The 25,448-nt window shown below is 61.3% G+C and carries 20 protein-coding genes and 1 pseudogene; 18 read left to right on the top strand and 3 right to left on the bottom strand.

The annotated features are described in order from the left end of the window. Positions 1-9: 9 nt before the first annotated feature. The gene (dapC, locus tag ACNFCJ_RS17880; protein ID WP_416772791.1) at positions 10-1,206 is read right to left on the bottom strand and encodes a succinyldiaminopimelate transaminase; all 1,197 of its coding nucleotides are present in this window, start codon (positions 1,204-1,206) and stop codon (positions 10-12) included. A gap of 117 nt (positions 1,207-1,323) precedes the next feature. Here dapC and ACNFCJ_RS17875 point away from each other — a divergent pair. Both ACNFCJ_RS17875 and ACNFCJ_RS17870 read left to right on the top strand, forming a co-directional pair. Further along, positions 1,324-2,445, top strand: a pseudogene (locus ACNFCJ_RS17875) (cache domain-containing protein); the annotation flags it as partial. 90 nt (positions 2,446-2,535) lie between these two features. Next, positions 2,536-3,300, top strand: coding sequence for a methyl-accepting chemotaxis protein (locus tag ACNFCJ_RS17870; protein WP_372857471.1), 765 nt, complete (start codon positions 2,536-2,538; stop codon positions 3,298-3,300). Positions 3,301-3,338: 38 nt separating this feature from the next. Here the strand turns inward: ACNFCJ_RS17870 and ACNFCJ_RS17865 are convergent, their stop codons facing one another. Continuing rightward, a complete protein-coding gene (locus tag ACNFCJ_RS17865; RefSeq protein ID WP_416772790.1) occupies positions 3,339-6,035 on the bottom strand; it encodes a [protein-PII] uridylyltransferase in 2,697 nt (898 codons plus the stop codon). A gap of 84 nt (positions 6,036-6,119) precedes the next feature. Next, entirely contained in the window at positions 6,120-6,908 is a 789-nt protein-coding gene (map, locus tag ACNFCJ_RS17860) for a type I methionyl aminopeptidase (RefSeq protein ID WP_143505242.1), read from the bottom strand. Positions 6,909-7,190: 282 nt separating this feature from the next. Here map and rpsB point away from each other — a divergent pair, with 282 nt between their 5' ends. From rpsB to dnaE, 16 genes are all read left to right on the top strand, one after another. Continuing rightward, positions 7,191-7,931 (top strand): 30S ribosomal protein S2, encoded by a 741-nt coding sequence (rpsB, locus tag ACNFCJ_RS17855; RefSeq protein ID WP_256833096.1) that lies wholly within the window; start codon positions 7,191-7,193, stop codon positions 7,929-7,931. A 111-nt stretch (positions 7,932-8,042) separates the two neighbouring features. Then, positions 8,043-8,906: a translation elongation factor Ts gene (gene tsf, locus ACNFCJ_RS17850; RefSeq protein ID WP_013716423.1), complete on the top strand. Its 864-nt coding sequence runs from the start codon at positions 8,043-8,045 to the stop codon at positions 8,904-8,906. Positions 8,907-9,094: 188 nt separating this feature from the next. After that, the gene (gene pyrH / locus ACNFCJ_RS17845; protein ID WP_004424012.1) at positions 9,095-9,838 is read left to right on the top strand and encodes a UMP kinase; all 744 of its coding nucleotides are present in this window, start codon (positions 9,095-9,097) and stop codon (positions 9,836-9,838) included. Then, the gene (gene frr / locus ACNFCJ_RS17840; RefSeq protein WP_013716422.1) at positions 9,835-10,392 is read left to right on the top strand and encodes a ribosome recycling factor; all 558 of its coding nucleotides are present in this window, start codon (positions 9,835-9,837) and stop codon (positions 10,390-10,392) included. Before pyrH ends, frr begins: the two co-directional genes overlap by 4 nt. 17 nt (positions 10,393-10,409) lie before the next feature. Then, positions 10,410-11,156 (top strand): polyprenyl diphosphate synthase, encoded by a 747-nt coding sequence (gene uppS, locus ACNFCJ_RS17835; RefSeq protein WP_179577006.1) that lies wholly within the window; start codon positions 10,410-10,412, stop codon positions 11,154-11,156. Next, complete coding sequence (locus tag ACNFCJ_RS17830; protein ID WP_416772787.1) at positions 11,156-11,971, top strand: phosphatidate cytidylyltransferase; 816 nt, start codon at positions 11,156-11,158, stop codon at positions 11,969-11,971. Before uppS ends, ACNFCJ_RS17830 begins: the two co-directional genes overlap by 1 nt. After that, positions 11,968-13,152, top strand: coding sequence for a 1-deoxy-D-xylulose-5-phosphate reductoisomerase (gene ispC / locus ACNFCJ_RS17825; protein WP_416772785.1), 1,185 nt, complete (start codon positions 11,968-11,970; stop codon positions 13,150-13,152). The genes ACNFCJ_RS17830 and ispC overlap by 4 nt, the downstream gene beginning before the upstream one ends. Before the next feature lie 53 nt (positions 13,153-13,205). Next, positions 13,206-14,558, top strand: coding sequence for a sigma E protease regulator RseP (gene rseP / locus ACNFCJ_RS17820; RefSeq protein WP_179544449.1), 1,353 nt, complete (start codon positions 13,206-13,208; stop codon positions 14,556-14,558). A gap of 85 nt (positions 14,559-14,643) precedes the next feature. Continuing rightward, positions 14,644-17,016 carry an outer membrane protein assembly factor BamA gene (gene bamA / locus ACNFCJ_RS17815; protein ID WP_416772783.1) on the top strand — a complete coding sequence of 791 codons (2,373 nt, stop codon included), beginning with the start codon at positions 14,644-14,646 and terminating at the stop codon, positions 17,014-17,016. Positions 17,017-17,060: 44 nt separating this feature from the next. Further along, a complete protein-coding gene (locus ACNFCJ_RS17810) occupies positions 17,061-17,564 on the top strand; it encodes an OmpH family outer membrane protein (RefSeq protein WP_416772781.1) in 504 nt (167 codons plus the stop codon). Between the two features lie 2 nt (positions 17,565-17,566). Continuing rightward, positions 17,567-18,622 carry a UDP-3-O-(3-hydroxymyristoyl)glucosamine N-acyltransferase gene (gene lpxD / locus ACNFCJ_RS17805; protein ID WP_416772779.1) on the top strand — a complete coding sequence of 352 codons (1,056 nt, stop codon included), beginning with the start codon at positions 17,567-17,569 and terminating at the stop codon, positions 18,620-18,622. A 47-nt stretch (positions 18,623-18,669) separates the two neighbouring features. Next, positions 18,670-19,110 (top strand): 3-hydroxyacyl-ACP dehydratase FabZ, encoded by a 441-nt coding sequence (gene fabZ / locus ACNFCJ_RS17800; protein WP_017363778.1) that lies wholly within the window; start codon positions 18,670-18,672, stop codon positions 19,108-19,110. Then, positions 19,107-19,883, top strand: a complete 777-nt coding sequence (gene lpxA, locus ACNFCJ_RS17795) for an acyl-ACP--UDP-N-acetylglucosamine O-acyltransferase (protein ID WP_416772777.1) — start codon at positions 19,107-19,109, stop codon at positions 19,881-19,883. Before fabZ ends, lpxA begins: the two co-directional genes overlap by 4 nt. 5 nt (positions 19,884-19,888) lie before the next feature. Next, positions 19,889-21,022 carry a lipid-A-disaccharide synthase gene (gene lpxB, locus ACNFCJ_RS17790; protein ID WP_416772775.1) on the top strand — a complete coding sequence of 378 codons (1,134 nt, stop codon included), beginning with the start codon at positions 19,889-19,891 and terminating at the stop codon, positions 21,020-21,022. Next, on the top strand, positions 21,022-21,648 hold the full coding sequence (gene rnhB, locus ACNFCJ_RS17785) for a ribonuclease HII (protein WP_416772774.1): 627 nt from the start codon (positions 21,022-21,024) through the stop codon (positions 21,646-21,648). Before lpxB ends, rnhB begins: the two co-directional genes overlap by 1 nt. A 71-nt stretch (positions 21,649-21,719) precedes the next feature. Further along, positions 21,720-25,250 (top strand): DNA polymerase III subunit alpha, encoded by a 3,531-nt coding sequence (gene dnaE, locus ACNFCJ_RS17780; RefSeq protein WP_416772772.1) that lies wholly within the window; start codon positions 21,720-21,722, stop codon positions 25,248-25,250. Positions 25,251-25,448: the final 198 nt, after the last annotated feature.

The raw sequence follows: 25,448 nt of genomic DNA, 5'->3' as shown, positions 1-25,448 counted from the left end.
TAGAGCGCTTCAGGCGCCGCGAATGAAGCGAGCGATGCGCTCGGCGGCTTCGATGCATTCTGCCAGGGGCGCGACCAGCGCCATACGCACGCGTCCGGCGCCCGGATTGACGCCATCGACCTCACGCGACAGGTATGAGCCCGGCACCACGGTCACGTGTTCGCTGACGAACAGGTCGCGGGTGAACAGAGTGTCGTCACCCGGCGTGCGAGCCCACAGGTAGAAACCGCCGTCCGGGCGCTGAACGTCCATCACCGGGGCCAGAATTTTCAGCACTGCATCGAACTTCTCACGATACAGATCACGGTTGGCGCGCACATGCGCCTCGTCGTTCCAGGCCGCTACGCTGGCTAGCTGGGTCTGCACCGGCATGGCGCAGCCATGGTAGGTGCGGTACAGCAGGAAATCCTTGAGGATCCCGGCGTCGCCAGCGACGAAGCCCGAGCGCAGGCCCGGCAGGTTGGAGCGCTTGGACAGGCTATGGAATACCACGCAGCGTTTGAAGTCGCTGCGGCCCAGCTCGGCGCAGGCGCTGAGCAGGCCCGGAGGCGGAGTATCTTCGTCGAAGTACAGTTCGCTGTAGCACTCGTCAGCGGCGATGACGAAGTCGTGCTCATCAGCCAGGGCGATCAGTTTCTTCAGTGTCTCGACCGGGATCAGCGCGCCGGTGGGGTTGCCGGGTGAGCAGAGGAACAGGATCTGGCAGCGTTGCCAGACCTCTGTCGGCACTGCCTCGAAATCCGGGTTGAAGCCGTGAGCTTCCAGGCACGGCAGATAGTGCGGCTCGGCACCGGCAAGGAACGCGGCACCTTCGTAGATCTGATAGAACGGATTGGGGCTGACTACCAGGCCCTTGGCATCGCGGTCGACCACCGTCTGGGTGAAGGCGAACAGCGCCTCGCGCGTACCGTTGACCGGCAGCACGTGGCGCGCGGCATCCAGCCAGCCTGCCGGCACGCCGAAACGGCGTTCGCACCAGTTGGCAATGCTCTGGCGCAGTTCGGGCAGGCCCAGGGTGGTCGGATACACAGCCAGCTTGTCGAGGTTGGCGGTCAGGGCCTGGCCGACGAATTCCGGTGAGCGGTGCTTGGGCTCGCCGATCGACAGGGCGATGGGCGAGCGGTCGGCGGCAGGTTGCACGCCGGCAAGCAGGGCGCGGAGCTTCTCGAACGGGTAGGGCTGCAACTGGGCGAGGGCGTGGTTCATGATGATCCGACGGGTCCTTTGTGAGGCGGCGACAAAGCTGGCGACACTAGCACGGCAGGCTCTTTGGGGAAATTCCCTTTGTCAGTCCGTTTTCCATCCGTTTAGGTCGCCAAACCGATGCCGGTGCAGCTCAAGACGGCACACGCTCAGCCGATAATCCTCATGTCACCCGTTCATCCCTTCTTCTGGCGAGTTCTCTCCATGCGCACCCTCAAATTCAGTCACAAGATCATGCTGGCTGCTTCCCTGGTGGTCATCACGGCTTTCGCGTCATTTGCCTTGTATAACGATTACCTGCAGCGCAATGCGATCCGCGACAATCTGTCCCACTATCTGAACGACGTCGGAATCGTCTCCACTGGCAACATCCAGCACTGGCTCGATGGGCGCATGCAGTTGCTGGATAACCTCGCCGAATCCGTCCAGGACGACAGCTCGCCCGAACCACTGCGCCGCAACCTGCAGCATCGCAGCATCGCTTCGGCCTTCCTTTATGCCTACTTCGGCCAGGCTGACGGTACCTATACCCAGTTCCCGGCCAGCGAGTTGCCTGCTGGTTACGATCCGCGTCAGCGTCCCTGGTACAAGAGTGCGGTGGGCAGCAGCGGGCCAGGCCTTACCGAGCCTTACCTGGCGGCCGATCCGCGTGACGGTCTGCTGATCACCATCACCCGACCGGTCAGCGTTGGCGGTGCCCTGCAGGGTGTGGTCGGCGGCGACCTGAAATTGCAGACGGTCGATGACATCCTCAATTCCTTCGATCTCGGCGGCATGGGCTACGCCTTCCTGGTCGACGAGAAGGGCACGGTGCTGGTGCATCCGGACAAGAGCCTGGTGCTCAAGACCCTGGCGGACCTATTCCCCAGCGGTGCACCACGTCTGCAACCTGGCCTGCAGGATGCTTCGTCCATCGAGGGTAGCGCCCGCCTGGTCACTTTCCTGCCGGTGAAGGGGCTGTCGGGCGTGCGCTGGTACGTCGGTTTATCCGTCGATGAGGGCAAGGCGTTCGCCGCGCTCAGCGAGTTTCGCGTGTCTGCGCTGATGGTCACGATCATTGGCGTGGTTGCCATCCTGATCCTGCTCGGTGGGCTGATCCGTATCCTGCTGCGTCCGCTGCACGTGATGAGCCACGCTATGGGCGGCATCGCCGACGGTGAGGGGGATCTGACCCAGCGCCTGACGATCGCCTCCGGTGACGAGTTCGGTGAGTTGGCGGGGGCCTTCAATCGCTTCGTCGAGCGTATTCACGAATCCATCCGCGAAGTGGCCTCAGCGACCCGCGAGGTGCATGCACGGGTCAGCACCGTGGTGCAGGCGTCCAATGCCTCCATGGGTAACTCCAGCGAACAGGCTGCGCGCACCGACAGCGTCGCCGCCGCGATCAACGAGCTCGGTGCAGCCGCCCAGGAGATCGCGCGCAATGCTGCCGATGCTTCTGTGCAGGCCAGTGATGCGCGCCGTGACGCCGAGGAAGGCCAGGGCATGGTGGAACGTACCCTGAGTTCGATGGGGGAGCTGTCGGAGAAGATCCAGGCTTCCGGTCGGCATATCGAACTGCTCAGCGAGAAGAGCAACGACATCGGCCAGATTCTCGATGTGATCAAGGGTATTTCCGAGCAGACCAACCTGCTGGCGCTCAACGCCGCCATCGAGGCGGCGCGTGCCGGTGAGGCCGGGCGAGGTTTTGCCGTGGTCGCCGATGAGGTGCGCAACCTGGCGCAGCGCACGCAGAGCTCGGCGCTGGAGATCCAGCAGATGATCGAGCAACTGCAGGCTGGAGCCCGTGACGCCGTGGCGACCATGGCCGAGAGTCGTCGCTTCAGTGACGACAGTGTGCGCATCGGTGGGCAGGCCGGCGAGAACCTGCGCGGCGTGACCCGGCGCATCGGTGAGATCGACGGCATGAACCAGTCAGTGGCGACCGCTACCGAGGAGCAGACCTCGGTGATCGAGAGCCTGAACATGGACATCACCGAGATCAACACGTTGAACCAGGATGGTGTAAGCAACCTGCAGTCCAGCCTCAGTGCCTGTACCGAGCTGGATCAGCAGGTCCGTCGCCTCAAGCAACTGGTGGACAGCTTCAGGATCTGAACCTGGCCCTGGATGCGGCGCCCGCCGCATCCGGGTGCTCAGAAGGTGATCTGTGTCGTGCTCGGGGCACTTGGTTCGGCGAGCTTGGCGATGATCGCTTCCTGCAGGCGGGCGCAGAACTCGGGATCGGACAGCGGCTGGCCCTTGTCGTCGGTAATGAAAAATACGTCTTCGACGCGCTCGCCTAGGGTGGCGATCTTGGCGTTCTGCAGCGACAGGTCGTATTCGAGGAAGATGCGTCCGATCCGTGCCAGCAGTCCGGGGCGGTCCGGGGCGGTAAGCTCGAGGATGGTCACCGGCCGCTGCGCGTCATTATGAATAGTCACCTGCGGGGCGAAGGCGAAGTGCTTGAGCTGGCGCGGTACGCGGCGCTGGATGATGGTCGGGTAGTCATCGGGGTTCTTCAGCGCTTCGATCAGGCCTTCGCGAATCTGCTGGATACGTGCAGGATTGTTGCCGATCGAACTGCCGTCGGCCTCTAGCACCACATAGGTATCCAGGGTGAACTGGCTGGTGGAGGTGATGATCCGTGCATCGTGGATGTTCAGGTTGAGCTGGCTCATCGCGGCCACGGTCACGGCGAAGAAGTCGTGCTGATCCTGGGCGTAGATGAAAATCTGCGTGCCGCCTTCGAACTCCTGCTGAGAGGTTTCCTTGATCAGGACCAGCGTGCCGCCGTCGTCGGGGTGCTGGAGAATGGCGTCCGTGTGCCAGGCGACGTCGCCAGGTGTGTGGCGCAGGAAATAGTCGTCGCCGAGCTGGCTCCACAGCTGTTCGGCATCGTCCGGGTCGGTGCCGCCGCGTACCAGAATGTCCAGGGCCGTGCTCTGCGTTCTGCGAATCTGCTCTTCCCTGTCCAGCGGATTTTCCAGGCCCCGGCCCAGTGCGCGCTGGGTTTCGGTATAGAGCTGGCGCAGCAGGCTGGCACGCCAGGAGTTCCACAGGTTGGGGTTGGTGGCGTTGATATCGGCCACGGTCAGCACGTAGAGGTAATCCAGGTGCGTCTGGTCGCCGACGAACTGGGCAAAATCGTGGATCACCTGCGGGTCGGAGAGGTCCTTGCGCTGCGCGGTGGTGGACATCACCAGGTGGTGCTGCACCAGCCAGACGATCAGCGCGCTGTCCCAGGCCGGCAGATGATGGCGACGGGCGAAGGCTTCGGCGTCCACCGCGCCAAGCTCGGAGTGATCGCCGCCACGGCCCTTGCCGATATCGTGGTAAAGCCCGGCGAGGTAGATCAGCTCGGGCTTGGGCAGTTTCTCGATGAGCTTGCTGGCCAGCGGGAATTTCTCTGCCAGCTCCGGCCAGCGGAACTTGCGCAGGTGCTTGATCAGGTTGAGGGTGTGCGCATCGACCGTATAAATGTGGAACAGGTCGTGCTGCATCTGCCCGACGATATGGCCGAACTCCGGCAGATAGCGGCCGAGAATGCCGTAGCGGTTCATCCGGCGCAGGTTGCGGTGGATGCCTTCCTTGCACTTGAACAGCTCGATGAACAGGCTGGTGTTGCGGATGTCCTTGCGGAAGTCCTCATCAATCAGGTGGCGGCTGTCGCGTAGCAGGCGGATGCTGTCGGCACGCACGCCTTTGATCTCCGGGTGTTGCGCCATCAGCACGAAGATTTCGATGATGGCGAACGGCGTGCGCTTGAAAACGTTCGGGTGGGTCACCTCGATATAGCCGTCGCGCACCTGGAAGCGGCTGTTCAGTGGCGTGGCCGGGCCGCTTTCGCCGGCGCGCAGGATGACTTCCTCGAAATGCTGGTTGATCAGGTCCGACAGCTCGGAAATGCCCATGACCACGCGGTAGTACTTCTGCATAAAGTGCTCGATGCTGCGCTTGCCGTCGCCGTCCTGATAGCCGAACAGCGCGGCGATTCTGGCCTGGTAATCGAACAGCAGGCGGTCTTCGGCGCGCCCGGCGAGCATGTGCAGGGCATAACGCACCTTCCACAGGAACTCCTGGCTGGAGGAGAGCAGGGCGTATTCGCTCTCCAGCAGAAAGCCCTGGCCGACCAGAGCTTGCAGATTGAGGGTGTCGAACTGGCGGCGAGCGACCCAGAGCACGGTCTGGATGTCGCGCAGGCCGCCGGGCGAGCCTTTGACGTTGGGCTCGAGGTTGTATTCGGTGTCGTTGTACTTGGCGTGGCGCGCTCTGCGCTCGTCACGTTTGGCCTGATAGAAGTGCTTGCTCGGCCACATCTGGTCTGTGCTGGTGACCTGCTGCATGCGCTGGCGCAGGCGCTCCGGGCCGGCGATGGTGCGGCTTTCCATCAGGTTGGTGATCACTGTCAGGTCGGCACGTGCCTCCTCGGCGCATTCGTCGACCGAGCGCACGCTCTGGCCGACCTCCAGGCCGATGTCCCAGAGCAGGGTGAGAAAGCCCTCGATGGGCTCGCGGAAGATTTCGTGGTCGCTGCTGTCGAGCAGGATCAGCAGGTCGATATCCGAATAGGGGTGCAGCTCGCCACGGCCGTAGCCGCCGACCGCGAGCAGGGCGATGTCGGCGTCCTCGCTCCAGGTGAAGCGCTTCCAGGCTTCCTGCAGGATCTGATCGACGAACCAGGCGCGATCTTCGACCAGGCGGCGAATGTCGCGGCCGTCGCGAAAGCGCGCATCGAGTACCTCATGCGCGCCGCGGATGGCCTTCTTGAATGCGGCGATGGGGCTGGATTTTAACGCCAGCTCGGCCTGGAACTGACCGCGGTCAAACAGTTCGGGGTCCATCTGCGGCATGCAGTTGCCTTCCTTATATAAGGGGTCGCAGGGTGCGCCGTGCGCACCGCTTCGGTTCATGGTGCGCATGGCGCACCCTACGAGTCAGTGGCCAGCCGAGGTGCGTGCGATGGTGTCATCACTGCGCAGGGTGAAAATCTCGTAGCCATCGGCGGTGACCAGCACGGTGTGCTCCCATTGCGCCGAGAGCTTGCGGTCCTTGGTGATGGCGGTCCAGCCGTCGCCGAGCAGGCGGGTTTCCGGGCGACCCTGGTTGATCATCGGCTCGATGGTGAAGGTCATGCCTTCCTTGAGCTCCATGCCGGTGCCGGCCTTGCCGTAATGCAGCACCTGCGGCTCCTCGTGGAACACGGCGCCAATGCCATGGCCGCAGTATTCGCGGACCACGGAGAAACCGTTCTTTTCCGCGTGCTTCTGGATCACTTCGCCGATATCGCCCAGGCGGGTGCCCGGCTTGACCAGTTCGATGCCTTTATACATGCACTCCTGGGTAACCTTGGCCAGGCGCTCAGCCCATTCGGCGACCTTGCCGACCATGAACATCTTGCTGGTATCGCCGTGGTAGCCGTCCTTGATCACGGTCACGTCGATGTTCAGCACGTCACCGTCTTTCAGCGGCTTGTCGTTAGGGATGCCGTGGCACACCACGTGGTTGATCGAGGTGCAGATCGACTTGGGAAAGCCCTTGTAGTTGAGCGGGGCGGGAATCGCCTGCTGCACGTTGACGATATAGTCATGGCAGATGCGATCCAGTTCTTCGGTGGTGACGCCCGGCTTGACGTGCTCGCCGATCATCTCCAGCACTTCGGCGGCCAGGCGACCAGCGACGCGCATTTTCTCGATTTCTTCGGCGGATTTGATGGTGACGGTCATATGAAGCTCTCGGGCACGAACGGAAAGGGCGATATAGTAGCAGCTTCGCCGTGCCAGCCCCAAAGGGCGGCGCAACCGCTGCAGGGCGTTACTGCGCTATTTGCCGGCTTTTGTAGCCTGAGCCGGCTTTGTGTGGTATAAAACGCGCCGCTTTACGGGCACTAAGCCCGAAAGCTTAAACCCACACACGTATCGACACGGTTTCCTGGGTGCCTTTCGACAAGTTCGAGGGTTGGAGGCTGGGATACGTGGAGGCCTAACCCGACTTATCAAGGAACTATCATGTCCCAAGTCAACATGCGCGATATGCTGAAGGCCGGTGTGCACTTCGGCCACCAGACCCGTTACTGGAACCCGAAAATGGGTAAGTACATTTTCGGCGCGCGCAACAAGATTCACATCATCAACCTCGAAAAAACCCTGCCGATGTTCAACGACGCCCTGTCGTTCGTTGAAAAGCTGGCTGCTGGCAAGAACAAGATTCTGTTTGTCGGCACCAAGCGTTCCGCTGGCAAGATCGTTCGCGAAGAAGCTGCTCGTTGCAACTCGCCGTTCGTCGATCACCGCTGGTTGGGCGGCATGTTGACCAACTACAAAACCATCCGCGCCTCGATCAAGCGTCTGCGTGAGCTGGAAGTTCAGTCCCAGGACGGTACTTTCGCCAAACTGACCAAGAAAGAAGCCCTGATGCGTTCGCGTGATCTGGAAAAACTGGATCGCAGCCTGGGCGGTATCAAGGACATGGGCGGCCTGCCGGACGCTCTGTTCGTGATCGACGTTGATCACGAGCGCATCGCTATCACCGAAGCCAACAAACTGGGCATCCCGGTTATCGGTATCGTCGATACCAACAGCAGTCCGGAAGGCGTTGACTACATCATCCCGGGTAACGACGACGCCATCCGCGCCATTCAGCTGTACATGGGTGCCATGGCTGACGCCGTGATCCGTGGTCGCAGCAACGCTGGCGGCGCGACTGAAGAGTTCGTCGAAGAAGCTGCAGCCGAGAGCGCCGAAGGCTGAGCGGTAACGCCAAGCATTTAGCGTTATGCGCTGTGCAAGAAGGGGGCTAGGCCCCCTTTTTGCCACTCAAAGATTTGATTTGGTTGAAGACCTACCGAGAGGATTTTCAAGATGGCAGAAATTACTGCAGCCCTGGTTAAAGAACTGCGCGAGCGTACCGGCCAAGGCATGATGGAATGCAAGAAGGCTCTGGTTGCCGCTGGTGGCGACATCGAGAAAGCCATTGATGACATGCGCGCTTCCGGTGCCATCAAGGCTGCAAAAAAGGCTGGCAACATCGCCGCTGAAGGCTCCATCGCAGTTCGCGTCGAGGGTGGCCGTGGCGTGATCATCGAAGTCAACTCGCAGACCGACTTCCTGGCTCTGCAGGACGACTTCAAGGCCTTCGTCAAGGAAAGCATCGACGAAGCCTTCGAAAAGAACCTGACCGACGCTGCTCCGCTGATCGCTTCCCGCGAGTCGGCTCGTGAGGCGCTGGTTGCCAAGTGCGGCGAGAATGTCAACATCCGTCGTCTGACCGCTGTTTCCGGTGAAACCGTTGGTGCCTACCTGCACGGCCACCGCATCGGTGTTCTGGTTGTCCTGAAAGGCGGCAACGACGAGCTGGCCAAGCACGTTGCCATGCACGTTGCCGCTTCCAACCCGGCTGTTGTTTCCCCGGACCAGGTTTCCGAGGAGCTGGTTGCCAAGGAAAAAGAAATCTTCCTGCAGCTGAACGCCGAGAAGATCGCCGGCAAGCCGGAAAACATCGTCGAGAACATGGTCAAAGGCCGTATCGCCAAGTTCCTGGCCGAAGCCAGCCTGGTTGAGCAAGCCTTCATCATGGATCCGGAAGTCAAGGTCGGTGATCTGGTCAAGAAAGCCGGTGCAGAAGTCGTTTCCTTCGTTCGTTACGAAGTGGGCGAGGGCATCGAGAAGGCCGAGACCGACTTCGCTGCCGAAGTTGCCGCTCAGGTTGCTGCCAGCAAGCAGTAATCGGCGGTTAGGCCAGTTGTCCCAGAGAGGCTGCCCGCTTGCGCGTGCAGCCTCTTTGCCGAATAAGGGGCGACAAATGTACAAACGGCCGTGCAACCTACGGTCGCCGGCAGGTTCGAAGTGCCGGATAATTGCAGCGCCTAGATGCGTTGCCCAAGAATTTCATATCGCCGCAGGAGAGACTTGCAATGGCTCAGCAGACAACTGGTCGCCAACCTCGCTACAAACGCATTCTGCTCAAACTTAGCGGCGAAGCCCTGATGGGCTCGGAAGATTTCGGTATCGACCCTAAGGTGCTCGACCGCATGGCGCTGGAAGTCGGCCAACTGGTCGGTATCGGCGTGCAGGTCGGCCTGGTGATCGGTGGCGGTAACCTGTTCCGCGGTGCGGCGCTTTCCGCTGCCGGCATGGATCGCGTTACCGGTGACCACATGGGCATGCTGGCGACCGTGATGAACGCGCTGGCCATGCGTGATGCGCTGGAGCGCTCGAACATCCCGGCCATCGTCATGTCGGCGATTTCCATGGTCGGCGTGACCGATCATTACGATCGCCGCAAGGCCATGCGTCACCTGAAGACGGGTGAAGTGGTGATCTTCGCCGCGGGCACCGGCAACCCCTTCTTTACCACCGATTCGGCTGCCTGCCTGCGCGCCATCGAGATCGATGCCGACGTGGTTCTGAAGGCGACCAAGGTCGATGGCGTGTACACTGCCGACCCGTTCAAGGACCCGCATGCCGAGAAGTTCGAGCGCCTGACCTATGACGAAGTGCTCGATCGCAAGCTGGGCGTGATGGATCTGACCGCCATCTGCCTGTGCCGCGATCACAACATGCCGCTGCGGGTCTTCAACATGAACAAGCCCGGCGCCCTGCTGAACGTTGTAGTGGGTGGCGCCGAAGGAACTCTGATCGAGGAGGATGCACAATGATCAACGACATCAAGAAAGACGCTCAGGAGCGCATGAGCAAGTCCCTGGAGGCTCTGGGCCGTAACCTGGCTTCCATTCGTACCGGTCGTGCCCATCCGAGCATTCTCGACAGCATCAAGGTCCCGGCATGGGGCAGCGACATGCCGCTCAATCAGGTAGCCGCGATCACCGTCGAAGATGCGCGCACCCTGAAGATCGTCGCTCACGACAAGAACCTTAGTGCCGCCATCGAGAAGGCCATCCTGACTTCCGACCTGGGCCTGAACCCGAGCAGCGCCGGCACTACCATTCGCGTGCCGATGCCAGCCCTGACCGAGGAAACCCGCAAGGGCTACACCAAGCAAGCGCGTGGGGTTGCTGAGGATGCCAAGGTCGCGGTGCGCAATGTGCGTCGTGATGCCCTGGCCGAGCTGAAGAAACTGTCCAAGGCCAAGGAAATCAGCGAAGACGAAGAGCGTCGTGCCGCTGACGAGCTGCAGAAAATCACCGACAAGTTCATCGGTGATGTAGATAAGGCGCTCGAGGTTAAAGAAGCGGACCTGATGGCCGTTTGACGGCTGGGCGCCCATACATGGACAAGAACAAGCAGGGGGCGGTGCCGCGGCATGTCGCCATTATTATGGATGGCAACAACCGCTGGGCGAAGAAGCGCCTGTTGCCTGGTGTGGCAGGGCACAAGGCCGGGGTCGATGCGGTTCGCGCGGTAATCGAAGTCTGTGCCGAGTCGGGTGTCGAGGTGCTAACCCTGTTCGCCTTTTCCAGTGAAAACTGGCAGCGCCCGGCCGAAGAGGTCGGCGCGCTGATGGAGTTGTTCCTCGGTGCGCTGCGTCGTGAGGCTAAGCGCCTATTGGATAACGACATCAGTCTGCGCATCATCGGCGACCGTTCGCGTTTCCATCCCGAGCTGCAGGCTGCCATGCGCGAAGCCGAGCTGATGACTGCCGGCAGTCGCCGTTTCATCCTGCAGGTCGCGGCCAATTATGGTGGTCAGTGGGATATCGCTCAGGCCGCTCAGCGCCTGGCGCGCGAGGTGCAGGCGGGGCATCTGCAGCCAGAGGATATCACTCCGCACTTGCTCCAGGGCTGCCTGGCTACCGGTGATCTGCCTTTGCCTGACTTGTGTATTCGCACGGGGGGCGAGCACCGCATAAGCAATTTCCTTCTGTGGCAGTTGGCTTACAGCGAACTGTACTTTTCCGACCTCTATTGGCCGGACTTCAAGCATGAGGCCATGCGCAAGGCGCTGGCCGATTTCGCTACCCGCCAGCGTCGCTTCGGCAAGACCAGCGAGCAGGTGGAAGCTGAGGCGCGCTCTTAATGCTCAAACAACGAATCATCACGGCTTTGGTGCTGTTGCCCATCGCCCTGGGCGGTTTTTTTCTGCTCGATGGCGGTGCCTTTGCCCTGTTCATCGGTGCGGTGGTCACGCTGGGTGCCTGGGAATGGGCGCGTCTGGCGGGGTTCGAGGCGCAGTCGCTGCGTGTGACCTACGCGGCTGCAGTGGCCGTTTTGCTCGGCTTGCTATACATGGTGCCAGTCGTTGCCCCTCTGCTGCTGGTGGTGGCTGTGCTGTGGTGGTTGGTCGCGACCTTTCTGGTAATGACCTACCCCGATAGCAGTCGTTTCTGGGGTGGGGTGCCGGGGCGTTTGCTGATTGGTTTGCTGATTCTGCTGCCGGCTTGGCAGGGGCTGGTTCTGCTCAAGCAGTGGCCGCAAGCCAATTCGCTGATCATCGCGGTGATGGTGCTGGTCTGGGGCGCGGATATCGGTGCTTATTTTTCCGGCAAGAATTTTGGCAAGCGCAAACTGGCGCCCAAAGTCAGCCCGGGCAAGAGCTGGGAAGGCCTCTATGGTGGTCTCGCGGCCAGTCTGTTGATCACCCTGTCGGTCGGGCTGCAACAGGGGTGGTCCGCTGTTGGGCTGCTGCTGGCTCTTGCCGGTGCTGCCGTGGTGGTGCTGATTTCCGTGGTTGGCGACCTGACCGAAAGCATGTTCAAGCGTCAGTCCGGGATCAAGGACAGCAGCAATCTGCTGCCGGGGCATGGTGGTGTGCTGGATCGCATCGACAGCCTGACGGCGGCCATTCCGCTGTTCGCTGCATTGCTCTGGCTCGCGGGTTGGGGCGCGCTGTGAGTGCAGTGCAGCAGATCACCGTACTGGGGGCAACTGGCTCCATCGGTCTCAGTACGCTGGATGTGATCGCGCGCCATCCTGAGCGCTACAGCGTCTTCGCGCTGACGGGCTTCTCGCGTCTGGCAGAGCTGCAGGTGCTGTGCGTGCAGCATCGCCCGCGCTACGCGGTGGTGTCTGATACCGATTCAGCGTTCGAACTGCAGAACAATCTGCGCGCTGCCGGGCTGGCGACCGAAGTGTTGGTCGGTGAAGCTGGGTTGAGCGCCGTATCGTCCGACGCTGCTGTCGATTGCGTGATGGCGGCCATTGTTGGCGCAGCGGGCCTCAAGCCGACCCTGGCAGCTGTGCAGGCCGGCAAGAAAGTGCTGCTGGCCAACAAGGAAGCGTTGGTGATGTCCGGCGCCTTGTTCATGCAGGCGGTCAAGCAGAGCGGGGCGGTGCTGCTGCCCATCGATAGCGAGCACAACGCGATTTTCCAATGCTTGCCGGGCGACTATTCGCGCGGTCTGCAGGCGGTTGGTGTGCGTCGCGTACTGTTGACGGCTTCCGGTGGACCTTTTCGCGAAACGCCGCTGGCCGATCTGGAGCGTGTCACGCCGGAGCAGGCGTGCGCGCATCCGAACTGGTCGATGGGGCGCAAGATCTCGGTCGATTCGGCCAGCATGATGAACAAGGGGCTCGAGTCGATCGAAGCTTGCTGGCTATTCGATGCCCGTCCCGAGCAGATCGAGGTGGTCATCCACCGGCAGAGCGTGATTCATTCGCTGGTCGATTACATCGACGGTTCAGTACTGGCCCAGCTGGGTAATCCGGACATGCGCACGCCCATCGCGCATGCGTTGGCCTGGCCGGAGCGTATCGACTCGGGCGTATCGCCTCTGGATCTGTTTACCGTCGGTCGACTGGATTTCGAACGTCCCGACGAGCAGCGTTTCCCCTGTTTGCGCCTGGCGCGTGAGGCAGCGCAGGTCGGCGGCAGTGCGCCGGCGATGCTCAACGCGGTCAATGAGGTGGCGGTCGAGGCTTTCCTGCAGCGGCGCATCCGTTTCACTGATATCGCGCTTATGATTGAGTCCGTGTTGAACGCCCAGCCTGTGCAGGCTGTCGAAGCGCTCGACGCAGTATTCGAAGCCGATGCCCGTGCGCGTGAACTGGCTGGGCAGTGGCTCGTTGGTCGTTGATCACGCCGGTGTTGGTCTTGTACTTGAGCGGCTCGTAGGGCTGGAGAAGTGAAATGAGTGGGTTGTACATGCTGGTTGGCACCCTGATCGCACTGGGTGTCCTGGTCACCTTTCACGAGTACGGACACTTCTGGGTGGCTCGCCGCTGCGGCGTCAAGGTGCTGCGCTTTTCCGTCGGCTTCGGTACGCCATTGTTGCGCTGGCACGACCGCCAGGGCACTGAGTTCGTCGTAGCAGCCATTCCTCTGGGCGGCTACGTCAAGATGCTCGATGAGCGCGAGGGCGATGTACCGCCCGAACTGGTCGAGCAATCCTTCAATCGCAAGAGTGTACGCCAGCGCATCGCCATTGTTGCCGCTGGCCCGCTGGCCAATTTCCTGCTGGCGCTGCTGTTCTTCTGGTTCGTCGCCATGCTCGGCAGTCAGCAGGTTAGGCCGGTGATCGGTGGCGTGCAGCCGGACAGCCTGGCGGAAGTGGCCGGGCTGCGTGCTGGGCAGGAGATCGTTGCAGTCAACGGCGAGGCCACCAGTGGTTGGGCGGCGGTTAATCTGCAGCTGGTAAGGCGTCTGGGCGAGAGCGGTACGCTCGATCTGCGCGTGCTCGAGCCGGGCTCCACGGTTGAAGCGCCCAAGCAGGTGCAATTGGATAACTGGTTGCGCGGCGTCGACGAGCCGGACCCGATTGGCTCGCTGGGGATTCGCCCCTGGCGGCCGGTGCTGGAGCCGGTTCTGGCTGAGGTTGACTCCAAGGGGCCTGCCTATGCAGCAGGCCTGCAAGCAGGAGACCGACTGCTGGCTCTCGATGGTGAGCCGCTTGCTGACTGGCAGGGTTTGGTTGATCGTGTAAGGGCATTGCCAGGTGAGGCGGTCACGCTGCGCTTCGAGCGAGCAGGACAGGAGCGGGACGTGCAGCTGACACTGGCGTCGCGCGGTGAAGGGGAAGCTCGCAGCGGTTACCTTGGCGCGGGTGTGCAGGGTGTCGAGTGGCCGCCAGAGATGCTCCGCGAGGTGCGCTACGGTCCGCTCGATGGCGTCGTCGAGGGCATGCGTCAAACCTGGTCCATGAGCCTGCTGACCCTCGATTCCCTCAAGAAAATGCTGTTCGGTGAGCTCTCGGTAAAAAACTTGAGTGGGCCGATAACCATTGCTAAAGTGGCGGGCGCTTCAGCTGAGTCAGGGCTGGGGGATTTCCTGAAATTCCTTGCATATCTGAGTATTAGCCTGGGGGTTCTCAATCTGCTGCCCATTCCTGTACTGGATGGTGGGCATCTGCTGTTTTATCTGGTCGAGTGGGTGCGTGGTCGCCCCTTGTCTGAGCGGGTTCAGGGTTGGGGGATGCAGATCGGCATCAGTCTGGTTATCGGGGTCATGTTGCTTGCCCTGGTCAACGACCTCAGCCGCCTGTGAGCACTGCTGAATACGTTCTTGAGATTTAAAAGAAGTGTCGCCTAAGCGGCAGTTTTTATCGTCAGTTGGAATAAGAAAGGACTTCATGAAACGTCTGCTGCTACCTGCGGTACTGTCCGCATTGATGATCGCCGAAGTTCACGCCGAGTCCTTCACTATCTCCGATATACGCGTCAACGGCCTGCAGCGGGTTTCCGCTGGTAGCGTATTCGGCGCGTTGCCGCTCAATGTGGGCGAGCGGATAGATGATCGCCAACTGGTCGATGCCACCCGTTCCCTGTTCCGTACCGGCTTCTTCCAGGATATTCAGCTTGGTCGCGATGGCGACGTGCTGGTCGTTACTGTGGTCGAGCGTCCCTCCATCTCCGGCATCGAGATCGAAGGCAACAAGGCCATCAGCACTGAAGACCTGCTCAAGGGCCTGAACCAGTCTGGTCTGGCCGAGGGCGAGATCTTCCAGCGCGCCACCCTCGAAGGCGTGCGTAACGAGCTGCAGCGCCAGTATGTCGCTCAGGGCCGTTATTCGGCCGAGATCGAAGCCGAGGTGATTCCGCAGCCGCGTAACCGCGTGGCGCTGAAGATCACCATCAACGAAGGCACCGTAGCCGCTATCTCCCACATCAACGTGGTCGGCAATACCGTGTTCTCCGATGAAGATCTTGTCGATCTGTTCGAGCTGAAGACCACCAACTGGCTGTCCTTCTTCAAGAACGACGACAAGTACGCCCGCGAAAAGCTGTCCGGTGACCTCGAGCGTCTGCGCTCTTACTACCTGGACCGCGGCTACATCAACATGGATATCAGCTCCACGCAGGTTTCCATCACCCCGGACAAGAAGCACGTCTACATCACCGTCAACGTCGAAGAAGGCGAGAAATACAGCGTTCGCGACGTGAAACTGTCCGGTGACCTCAAGGTCCCGGAAGACGATGTGCGCGCACTGCTGCTGGTCAAGGAAGGTCAGGTCTTCTCGCGCAAGATCATGACCACTACCAGTGAGCTGATCACCCGTCGTCTGGGTAACGAGGGTTACACCTTCGCCAACGTCAACGGCGTGCCGGAAGCGCACGACGAAGACAACACCGTTTCGATCACCTTCTTCGTCGATCCGGGCAAGCGTGCCTACGTCAACCGTATCAACTTCCGCGGCAACACCAAGTCCGAAGACGAAGTGCTGCGTCGCGAAATGCGTCAGATGGAAGGTGGCTGGGCATCGACCTACCTGATCGACCAGTCCAAGACTCGCCTGGAGCGCCTGGGCTTCTTCAAGGAAGTCAACGTCGAAACTCCGCAAGTGCCAGGCACTGATGACCAGATCGACGTCAACTACAGCGTCGAAGAGCAGCCGTCCGGCTCCATCACTGCCAGCGTCGGTTTTGCCCAGAACGCTGGCCTGATCCTTGGTGGTTCGATCAGCCAGAACAACTTCCTGGGTACCGGTAACCGAGTCAGCATCGGTCTGACCCGCAGTGAGTACCAGACCCGATACAGCTTTGGCTTCGTTGATCCCTACTGGACCGTCGACGGTGTCAGCCTGGGTTACAACGCCTTCTATCGCACCACCGACTACGATGAGCTCGAAGTCGACGTATCCAGCTATTCGGTAGACAGCCTGGGCGCCGGTATCAATATCGGTTACCCAATCAGCGAGACCTCGCGCCTGACCTACGGCCTGACCGTGCAGCAGGACAGCATCGATACCGGTCGTTATACCGTCGACGAGATCTTCGATTTCATCGACTCTGAGGGCGATAACTACCTGAACTTCAAGGGTTCCATCGGCTGGTCCGAGTCGACCCTGAACCGTGGTGTACTGGCCAACCGTGGTCATTCGCAGAGCCTGGTGCTGGAAACCACCATTCCAGGCAGTGACCTGTCGTTCTACAAGCTCGACTACCGTGGTCAGGTCTTCACCCCGCTCAGTGACAACTACACCCTGCGCTTCCATACCCAGCTGGGTTATGGCGACAGCTACGGTTCCACGGCTGAGCTGCCGTTCTACGAGCACTACTACGCGGGTGGTTTCAATTCGGTACGTGGCTTCGAGGACAGCAGCCTGGGGCCGCGCAGTACTCCTAGTCGAGGGGTAGCTGTGACCGGAAACCAAGGGACTGATTACGATCAGGATCAGGACCCGCTGCCGTTCGGTGGTAACGTGCTGGTGCAGGGTGGCGTCGAGATGCTCTTCCCGCTGCCGTTCGTCAAGGATCAACGCTCGTTGCGTACCGCATTGTTCTGGGATGTGGGTAACGTCTTCGACACCAACTGCTCTTCCAGCCAGAAGAAGCTGAGTGACAGCTGCGACATCGATTTCAGCAACCTGGCAAGCTCCGTAGGTGTTGGTCTGACCTGGATTACTGCGCTCGGTCCGCTGAGTTTCAGCCTGGCCATGCCGATCAAGAAGCCGGATGATGCCGATACTCAGGTATTCCAGTTCTCCCTGGGTCAAACCTTCTAAGTTCGTTTCACAGAAAGCCAACAGTTTTGTTGCAGGAGTGCATTGTGCGTAAGTTGACTCAACTGGTTCTGTTCACCGCCGCCCTGATCGCCACTCCGGCGTTCGCCGAGATGAAGGTGGCCGTGCTGAACTATCAGATGGCGCTGCTCGAGTCGGATGCAGCCAAGCGCTACGCCGTCGATGCCGAGAAGAAGTTTGGTCCGCAACTGAACAAGCTCAAGACTCTGGAAAGCGACGCCAAGCGCATCCAGGATCGTATGGTCAAAGATGGCGACAAGATGCAGCAGGCTGAGCGCGAGCGTCTCGAGCTCGAATTCAAGCAGAAGGCCCGTGACTTCCAGTTCCAATCCAAGGAACTGAACGAAGCCAAGGCCATCGCTGACCGCGAGATGCTCGCCAAGCTCAAGCCGAACCTGGATAAGGCCGTCGAGGAAGTGATCAAGAACGGCAACTTCGACCTGGTGCTCGAGCGCGGTGCGGTGATCGATGTCAAGCCTCAGTACGACATCACTCGCCAAGTCATCGAGCGCATGAACCAGATGCGTTAAACATGACTGTTACAGTTACTCTCGGCCAATTGGCCGAGCGCCTGGGCGCCACCTTGCGTGGCGCTGAAGCTAAGGTCATCACGGGCCTGGCCACCTTGCAGGAGGCCAGGCCCGAACAGTTGAGCTTCCTGGCCAATGCCCAGTATCGCAAATACCTGACGCAGACCCAGGCCGGTGCCGTGCTGCTGACGGCAGCTGATGCAGAAGGCTACGCTGGCGATGCCCTGATCGTCGCCAATCCTTATCTGGCCTACGCCCAGCTCTCGCATCTGTTCGATCGCAAGCCCAAGGCTGCTCCCGGAATTCATGCTACTGCGCAGGTCGCCGCTGACGCAGAGGTCGATCCAACTGCCAGCATTGGCCCTTATGCCGTTATCGAAAGCGGTGCACGTATCGGTGCCGACGTCAGCGTCGGTGCCCATTGCGTGGTCGGTGCTCGTAGTGTGGTTGGTGACGGTGGCTGGCTGGCACCACGCGTGACGCTGTACCACGACGTACAGATCGGCAAGCGTGTAGTCATCCAGTCCGGCGCGGTAATCGGTGGCGAGGGCTTTGGTTTCGCTAACGAGAAGGGCGTCTGGCAGAAGATCGCGCAGATCGGTGGCGTGACCATCGGTGATGATGTCGAGATCGGCGCCAACACCACGGTGGATCGCGGCGCGATTTCCGACACCCTGATCGGCAATGGCGTGAAACTGGATAACCAGATCATGATCGCGCACAACGTACAGGTCGGTGACAACACGGCCATGGCCGGTTGCTGCGGGATTTCCGGCAGCACCAAGATCGGCAAGAACTGCATGATCGCTGGTGGTGTGGGGATGGTCGGTCATATCGAGGTATGCGACAACGTGTTCGTCACCGGCATGACCATGGTGACCCGTTCGATCACCGAGCCGGGCGCCTATTCTTCCGGTACTGCCATGCAGCCGGCCGGCGAATGGAAGAAGAGTGCGGCCCGTATTCGTCAGTTGGACGAGATGGCCAAGCGTCTGCGCGAGCTGGAAAAACAGCTGGCCGCCGTGACCCAGACGGCAAACGTCTCATCTGATGCCTGAGCACGGCGCGACCGTGCTCTTTTCTTTTCTTACAGGCTTAACCGGACATGATGGACATCAACGAAATTCGTGAATATTTGCCGCACCGCTATCCGTTCCTGCTGGTGGATCGTGTGGTGGACCTGGACGTCGAAGGCAAGACTGTTCGCGCCTACAAGAATGTCAGCATCAACGAGCCGTTCTTCAACGGTCACTTCCCCGAGCATCCGATCATGCCGGGCGTGCTGATCATCGAGGCCATGGCTCAGGCCGCCGGTATCCTCGGTTTCAAGATGATGGGCGTGAAGCCGGCCGATGGCACCCTGTACTATTTTGTCGGTTCCGACAAACTGCGCTTCCGCTCTCCTGTCACTCCCGGCGATCAGCTTGTGCTGGAGGCGAAGTACCTGAGCGATCGTCGCAGCATCTGGAAATTCGAGTGCCGTGCCACTGTCGATGGCAAGGAAGTCTGCTCCGCTGAAATCATCTGTGCGGAACGCAAGCTATGAGTTTGATTGACCCTCGCGCCATCATCGACCCCAGTGCCAGACTGGCCGACGACGTCGTCGTCGGCCCGTGGAGCATTGTCGGGCCCGATGTGGAAATCGGCGAGGGTACAGTCATCGGTCCGCACGTGGTGCTCAAGGGGCCGACCGTCATTGGCAAGCACAACCGCATCTACCAGTTTTCCTCGGTGGGTGAAGATACGCCCGACCTGAAGTACAAGGGTGAGCCGACGCGCCTGGTGATCGGCGATCACAACACCATCCGCGAAGGCGTCACCATTCACCGTGGTACGGTGCAGGATCGTAGCGAAACCACCATCGGTGATCACAACCTGATCATGGCCTATGCCCATATCGGCCACGACAGCGTGATCGGCAACCACTGCATTCTGGTCAACAACACGGCACTGGCTGGCCATGTCTGGGTCGATGACTGGGCGATCTTGTCCGGTTACACCCTGGTGCACCAGTTCTGCCGCATCGGTGCGCACAGCTTTTCTGGCATGGGCACCGCCATTGGCAAGGATGTGCCGGCCTTTGTCACCGTATTCGGTAATCCGGCCGAGGCGCGCAGCATGAACTTCGAGGGCATGCGTCGGCGAGGTTTCTCCGCTGAGGCCATCGCCGCGCTGCGCAAGGGCTACAAGCTGGTTTACCGCCAGGGGCTGACCGTCGAGCAGGCACTGGCCGAGCTGGCCGAGTCTGCTGCGCAGTTCCCGGAAGTGGCGATCTTCCGTGATTCCATCCAGGCCTCCACGCGCGGCATCACGCGCTGATACCTATGAGCAGACCTCTTCGCGTCGCACTGGTCGCCGGTGAGGCGTCCGGTGACATTCTCGGTTCCGGCCTGATGCAGGCCATCAAGGCGCGCCATCCCGATGCCGAGTTCATCGGTGTTGGCGGTGCTCGCATGGAAGCCGAGGGCCTGAAATCCTACTTTCCCATGGAGCGCCTGGCGGTCATGGGCCTAGTCGAGGTGCTCGGCCGTCTGTTCGAGTTGCTTGGCCGTCGCCGCCAGCTGGCCCGCGATCTGATCGCGGCGCAGCCGGACGTGTTCATCGGCATCGATGCCCCCGACTTCAATCTGGGCCTGGAGCTCAAGCTGCGCCGAGCCGGGATCAAGACCGTGCATTACGTCAGCCCGTCGGTCTGGGCCTGGCGGCAGAAGCGCGTGCTGAAGATTCGCGAAGCCTGCGATCTGATGCTCACTCTGTTCCCGTTCGAGGCGCAGTTCTACGACGCTCATCAGGTGCCGGTGCGTTTCGTCGGTCATCCGCTGGCTGACGCCATTCCTCAACAGGCTGATCGTGCTGCTGCGCGCGAGGCGCTGGATTTGCCGCAAGACGGGCCGGTGGTGGCCTTGATGCCGGGGAGTCGCGGCGGTGAGGTCGCGCGTCTCGGCGAGCTGTTTCTCGACGCGGCGATTCGCCTGCGCTCACTTCGCCCGGGTGTTCGCTTCCTTCTGCCTTGCGCCACGCCTGAGCGTCGCGAGCAGCTGGAGCAGATGCTGGCCGGGCGTGATCTGCCGTTGACCTTGCTCAACGGTCGTTCCCATGAAGCGCTGGCTGCCTGCGATGCGGTTCTGATTGCCTCCGGTACTGCGACCCTGGAGGCGCTGCTGTACAAGCGGCCGATGGTAGTGGCCTACCGTGTGGCGCCCATGACCTATCGCATTCTCAAACGGTTGGTGAAGAGTCCGTATATCTCGCTACCCAATCTGCTGGCCGAGCGCCTGCTGGTGCCCGAGCTGATTCAGGAGGCGGCCACGCCAGAAGCCCTCGCGCAGACCGTGGCGCCGCTGATCGATGGTGGGCAGGTGCAGACCGAAGGCTTCGATGTGATTCATCGCGCGCTGCGTCGAGATGCTTCGGTGTCGGCTGCGGACGCCGTGCTCAAGCTGGCTGGGCGCGGCTGATGCAGCTGGGTCTCGACTTCACCCTGGTCGAAGAGCTGGTCGCCGGCGTCGATGAAGTCGGCCGTGGCCCGCTTTGCGGCGCGGTGGTCACGGCGGCGGTGATTCTCGATCCGGCCCGGCCGATCATCGGGCTGAACGACTCGAAGAAGCTCACCGAGGCGCGTCGCGAAGTGCTGTTCGACGAGATTCGCGAGAAGGCCCTGGCCTGGTGCATCGCCCGCGCCGAGGTTGAGGAAATCGACCGCCTGAACATCCTGCATGCCACCATGCTGGCCATGCAGCGGGCTGTCGAAGGCCTGAGCGTGACGCCGAAACTTGCACTGATCGATGGCAATCGCTGCCCCCGGCTGGCAGTGCCCAGTGCGCCGGTGGTCAAGGGGGACAGTCGAGTACCGGCGATTGCTGCAGCTTCGATCCTGGCCAAGGTCAGCCGCGACCGCGAGATGCTCGAGATGGATCGCCTCTATCCCGGCTACGGCATTGCCGGTCACAAGGGCTATCCGACGCCCGTTCATCTCGAGGCGCTGCAGCGCCTGGGGCCGACCCCCATCCATCGGCGTTCCTTCGCCCCGGTGCGCGCGTTGCTCGAGCCTGTAGCCGTCGATTGCATCGCTGCCACGATCTGAACCTCTGGCCCTCAGCCAGACGCGCTTAGGCTACAATCGCCGCTTTGTCGTTTTCACCTGCAAGGCCGCCCATGACTCAAGCTTTCGTCCACCTGCGTCTGCACACCGAATACTCCCTGGTCGATGGCCTGGTGCGGGTCAAACCGCTGATCAAGGCCGTTGCCGGGGCCGGCATGCCAGCGGTGGCGGTCACCGACATGAGCAACATGTGCTCGCTGGTGAAGTTCTACAAGACGGCCATGGGCGCCGGGGTCAAGCCAATCTGCGGCGCCGATATCTGGCTGGCCAGCGCCGAGGAGGACGGCCCGCTGACGCGCCTGACCCTGCTGGCGATGAACCCCAAGGGCTATCGCAATCTCACCGAGTTGATTTCCCGCGGCTGGGCCGAGGGGCAGAGCAACGACCTGGTGATCATTCAGCGTGACTGGGTCAAGGAGGCCGCTGAGGGCCTGATCGCGTTGTCCGGTGCACGTGAAGGCGAAGTCGGCCAGGCGTTGCTGGGGGGGGACGAAGTGCTGGCGGAAGCGCGCCTGCGCGAGTGGATGTCTGTGTTCCCGGATCGTTTCTATCTCGAAGTGCAGCGCACCAGCCGGGTGGGTGATGAGGAATACCTGCACGCCGCCGTAGCGCTGGCTGATCGTGTCGAGGCGCCACTGGTGGCCACCAACGACGTGCGGTTCATCAAGCAGGACGACTTCGAGGCGCACGAAACGCGCGTCTGCATCGGCGAGGGTCGTACCCTGGATGACCCGCGTAGGCCGCGCAATTACTCTGATCAGCAGTACCTGAAAAGCGCTGAGGAAATGTGGGAGCTGTTCTCCGATCTGCCGGAAGCCCTGGAAAACACCGTCGAGATCGCCAAGCGCTGCAATATCGAGGTGCAGCTCGGCAAGTACTTCCTGCCGGACTTCCCTACGCCTAACGGCATGGGCATCGACGACTACCTGCGCCATGCCTCCTTCGAGGGGCTGGAAGAGCGTCTTGCCGTGCTGTTGCCCAAGGACACGCCGGATTACGAGGCGAAGAAGCAGGTCTATATCGACCGCCTCAACTTCGAGCTCGACATCATCATTCAGATGGGTTTCCCCGGTTACTTCCTGATCGTGATGGACTTCATCCAGTGGGCCAAGAACAACGGCGTGCCGGTCGGCCCGGGCCGTGGTTCGGGTGCCGGCTCGCTGGTGGCCTACGTGCTGAAGATCACCGACCTGGATCCCCTGGCCTACGACCTGCTGTTCGAGCGCTTCCTCAACCCCGAGCGGATTTCCATGCCCGACTTCGACGTCGACTTCTGCATGGACGGCCGCGATCGGGTGATCGACTACGTGGCTGAGAAGTACGGGCGCAACGCGGTCAGCCAGATCATCACCTTCGGCTCGATGGCGGCCAAGGCAGTGGTGCGTGACGTGGCGCGGGCGCAGGGCAAGTCCTACGGCCTGGCCGACCGTCTGTCGAAGATGATCCCCTTCGAAGTGGGCATGACTCTGGAGAAGGCCTACGAGATGGAGGAGCCGCTGCGTGAGTTCCTCAAGAACGACGAGGAAGCCCAGGAAATCTGGGACATGTCGCTCAAGCTCGAAGGCGTGGTGCGTGGCACCGGCAAGCACGCCGGGGGCGTGGTGATCGCGCCGACCAAGCTCACCGACTTCTCGCCGATTGCCTGTGACGAGGAGGGCGGTGGCCTGGTGACCCAGTTCGACAAGGACGACGTCGAGCAGGCCGGCCTGGTCAAGTTCGACTTCCTCGGCCTGCGAACCCTGACCATCATCAAGTGGGCGATGGAGACCATCCACCGCATCCAGAAGCGCGACGGTGCCTCGGATGAGGAGTTGGTCAACATCGACTTTATCCCGCTGGATGACAAGAAGACCTACGACATGCTGCAGAAGGCCGAGACCACCGCGGTCTTCCAGCTCGAATCGCGCGGCATGAAGGAGCTGATCAAGAAGCTCAAGCCCGACTGCCTGGAAGACATGATCGCACTGGTGGCGCTGTTCCGCCCCGGCCCGCTGCAGTCCGGCATGGTGGACGACTTCATCAACCGTAAGCACGGTCGTGCCGAGCTGTCCTACCCGCACCCCGATTACCAGTACGCTGGCCTGGAACCGGTGCTCAAGCCGACCTACGGCATCATCCTGTATCAGGAGCAGGTGATGCAGATCGCCCAGGTGATGGGCGGTTATACCCTGGGTCAGGCGGACATGCTGCGCCGCGCCATGGGCAAGAAGAAGCCCGAGGAAATGGCCAAGCAGCGCGGCGGCTTCATCGAGGGCTGCGCCAACAACGGCATCGATGCCGAGCTGGCGGGTAACATCTTCGACCTGGTGGAAAAGTTCGCCGGTTACGGCTTCAACAAGTCGCACTCCGCTGCCTACGGCCTGGTGTCTTACCAGACGGCCTGGCTCAAGGCGCATTATCCGGCGCCGTTCATGGCGGCCGTGCTCTCGGCGGATATGCACAACACCGATAAGGTGGTGATCCTGGTGGAAGAGTGTCGCAACATGAAGTTGCGCATCGATCCGCCGGACGTGAACGTCTCCGAGTTCAAGTTCACCGTCAACGACGACGGTCGTATCGTCTACGGTCTCGGTGCGGTCAAGGGCGTGGGCGAGGGGCCGGTGGAGGCCATCGTCGAATGTCGCGCCGAGGGCGGGCCGTTCAAGGATCTGTTCGACTTCTGCAACCGCGTCGACCTCAAACGCATCAATAAACGCACTCTGGAGGCGTTGATCCGCAGCGGCGCGCTGGATCGTCTCGGTCCGTACTATCAGGACGAGCTCAAGGCCTACCAGGCCAGCGTGGACAAGAACCGCGCGGTGCTGCTGGCGTCCATGGAAGAAGCGGTACAGTCCGCCGAGCAGACCGCGCGTAGCGCCGAGAGCGGCCACATGGATCTATTCGGCGGCCTGTTCGCCGAGCCCGAGGCGGATGTCTACGCCAACCACCGCAAGGCGCGCGAACTGCCGATCAAGGAGCGTCTGAAAGGCGAGAAGGACACCTTGGGTATCTACCTGTCCGGCCACCCCATCGATGAATACGAAGGTGAGATTCGTCGTTTCGCCCGTCAGCGCATCGTCGAGCTCAAGCCGGCGCGCGATACCCAGACCATCGCCGGGATGATCGTCAACCTGCGGGTGATGAAGAACAAGAAGGGCGACAAGATGGGCTTCATTACCCTCGATGACCGCTCCGGGCGCATCGAGGCTTCGCTGTTCGCCGACGCCTTCGCCAGCAACCAGGCGCTGCTGCAGAACGATGCGCTGGTGGTGGTCGAAGGTGAAGTCAGCAACGACGACTTCTCCGGCGGTTTGCGTCTGCGCGCCAAGCGCGTGATGAGCCTGGAAGAGGCGCGCACCGGCCTGGCCGACAGCCTGCGGGTGAAGGTCGCCAGCGAAGCGCTCAAGGGTGATCGCCTGCGCTGGCTGGCCGAGTTGTGCAGCAAGCACAAGGGCGCCTGCCCGGTGACCGTCGACTACAGTGGCGAGGAGGCACGCGCCTTGCTTCAATTCGGCGATGCCTGGCGAATCGACCCGGCCGACACTTTGATTCAGGCATTGCGTGACCAGTTCGGGCGCGACAACGTCTTTTTGCACTACCGCTGATGCAAGAGGGGAAAATACCCCTTTGTGTTGGCATCGACACCTGCGGGTGTCGACCCGTTGCGTCCTATCCCTTAAGGTAGGGCGCCTAGAAAACCGCTGAAAAACTACCTGCGTTGCCGCTGCTGCGTTAAAAACATGCTCAGAATGCTCATTTACAGCTCGTAAACTCCGCTTCTTCGCCTGTTTTTGCCTTGCATC

It is taken from the genome of Pseudomonas sp. NY15364, assembly GCF_048068235.1.
Taxonomy (GTDB): domain Bacteria; phylum Pseudomonadota; class Gammaproteobacteria; order Pseudomonadales; family Pseudomonadaceae; genus Aquipseudomonas; species Aquipseudomonas mendocina_D.
The sequence above is the reverse complement of the archived record's forward strand: the minus strand, read 5'-3'. Positions and strand labels throughout refer to the sequence as shown.

Excerpts from the sequence above, each read along its gene's own strand:
- rpsB (WP_256833096.1), top strand. The coding sequence starts at position 7,191 with ATGTCCCAAGTCAACATGCGCGATATGCTGAAGGCCGGTGTGCACTTC.
- rnhB (WP_416772774.1), top strand. The coding sequence starts at position 21,022 with ATGCAGCTGGGTCTCGACTTCACCCTGGTCGAAGAGCTGGTCGCCGGC.
- ACNFCJ_RS17830 (WP_416772787.1), top strand. The coding sequence starts at position 11,156 with ATGCTCAAACAACGAATCATCACGGCTTTGGTGCTGTTGCCCATCGCC.
- uppS (WP_179577006.1), top strand. The coding sequence starts at position 10,410 with ATGGACAAGAACAAGCAGGGGGCGGTGCCGCGGCATGTCGCCATTATT.
- ACNFCJ_RS17865 (WP_416772790.1), bottom strand. The coding sequence starts at position 6,035 with ATGCCGCAGATGGACCCCGAACTGTTTGACCGCGGTCAGTTCCAGGCC.
- map (WP_143505242.1), bottom strand. The coding sequence starts at position 6,908 with ATGACCGTCACCATCAAATCCGCCGAAGAAATCGAGAAAATGCGCGTC.
- lpxB (WP_416772775.1), top strand. The coding sequence starts at position 19,889 with ATGAGCAGACCTCTTCGCGTCGCACTGGTCGCCGGTGAGGCGTCCGGT.
- fabZ (WP_017363778.1), top strand. The coding sequence starts at position 18,670 with ATGATGGACATCAACGAAATTCGTGAATATTTGCCGCACCGCTATCCG.
- dnaE (WP_416772772.1), top strand. The coding sequence starts at position 21,720 with ATGACTCAAGCTTTCGTCCACCTGCGTCTGCACACCGAATACTCCCTG.
- lpxD (WP_416772779.1), top strand. The coding sequence starts at position 17,567 with ATGACTGTTACAGTTACTCTCGGCCAATTGGCCGAGCGCCTGGGCGCC.
- tsf (WP_013716423.1), top strand. The coding sequence starts at position 8,043 with ATGGCAGAAATTACTGCAGCCCTGGTTAAAGAACTGCGCGAGCGTACC.
- ACNFCJ_RS17870 (WP_372857471.1), top strand. The coding sequence starts at position 2,536 with ATGGGTAACTCCAGCGAACAGGCTGCGCGCACCGACAGCGTCGCCGCC.
- lpxA (WP_416772777.1), top strand. The coding sequence starts at position 19,107 with ATGAGTTTGATTGACCCTCGCGCCATCATCGACCCCAGTGCCAGACTG.
- rseP (WP_179544449.1), top strand. The coding sequence starts at position 13,206 with ATGAGTGGGTTGTACATGCTGGTTGGCACCCTGATCGCACTGGGTGTC.
- bamA (WP_416772783.1), top strand. The coding sequence starts at position 14,644 with ATGAAACGTCTGCTGCTACCTGCGGTACTGTCCGCATTGATGATCGCC.
- dapC (WP_416772791.1), bottom strand. The coding sequence starts at position 1,206 with ATGAACCACGCCCTCGCCCAGTTGCAGCCCTACCCGTTCGAGAAGCTC.
- pyrH (WP_004424012.1), top strand. The coding sequence starts at position 9,095 with ATGGCTCAGCAGACAACTGGTCGCCAACCTCGCTACAAACGCATTCTG.
- frr (WP_013716422.1), top strand. The coding sequence starts at position 9,835 with ATGATCAACGACATCAAGAAAGACGCTCAGGAGCGCATGAGCAAGTCC.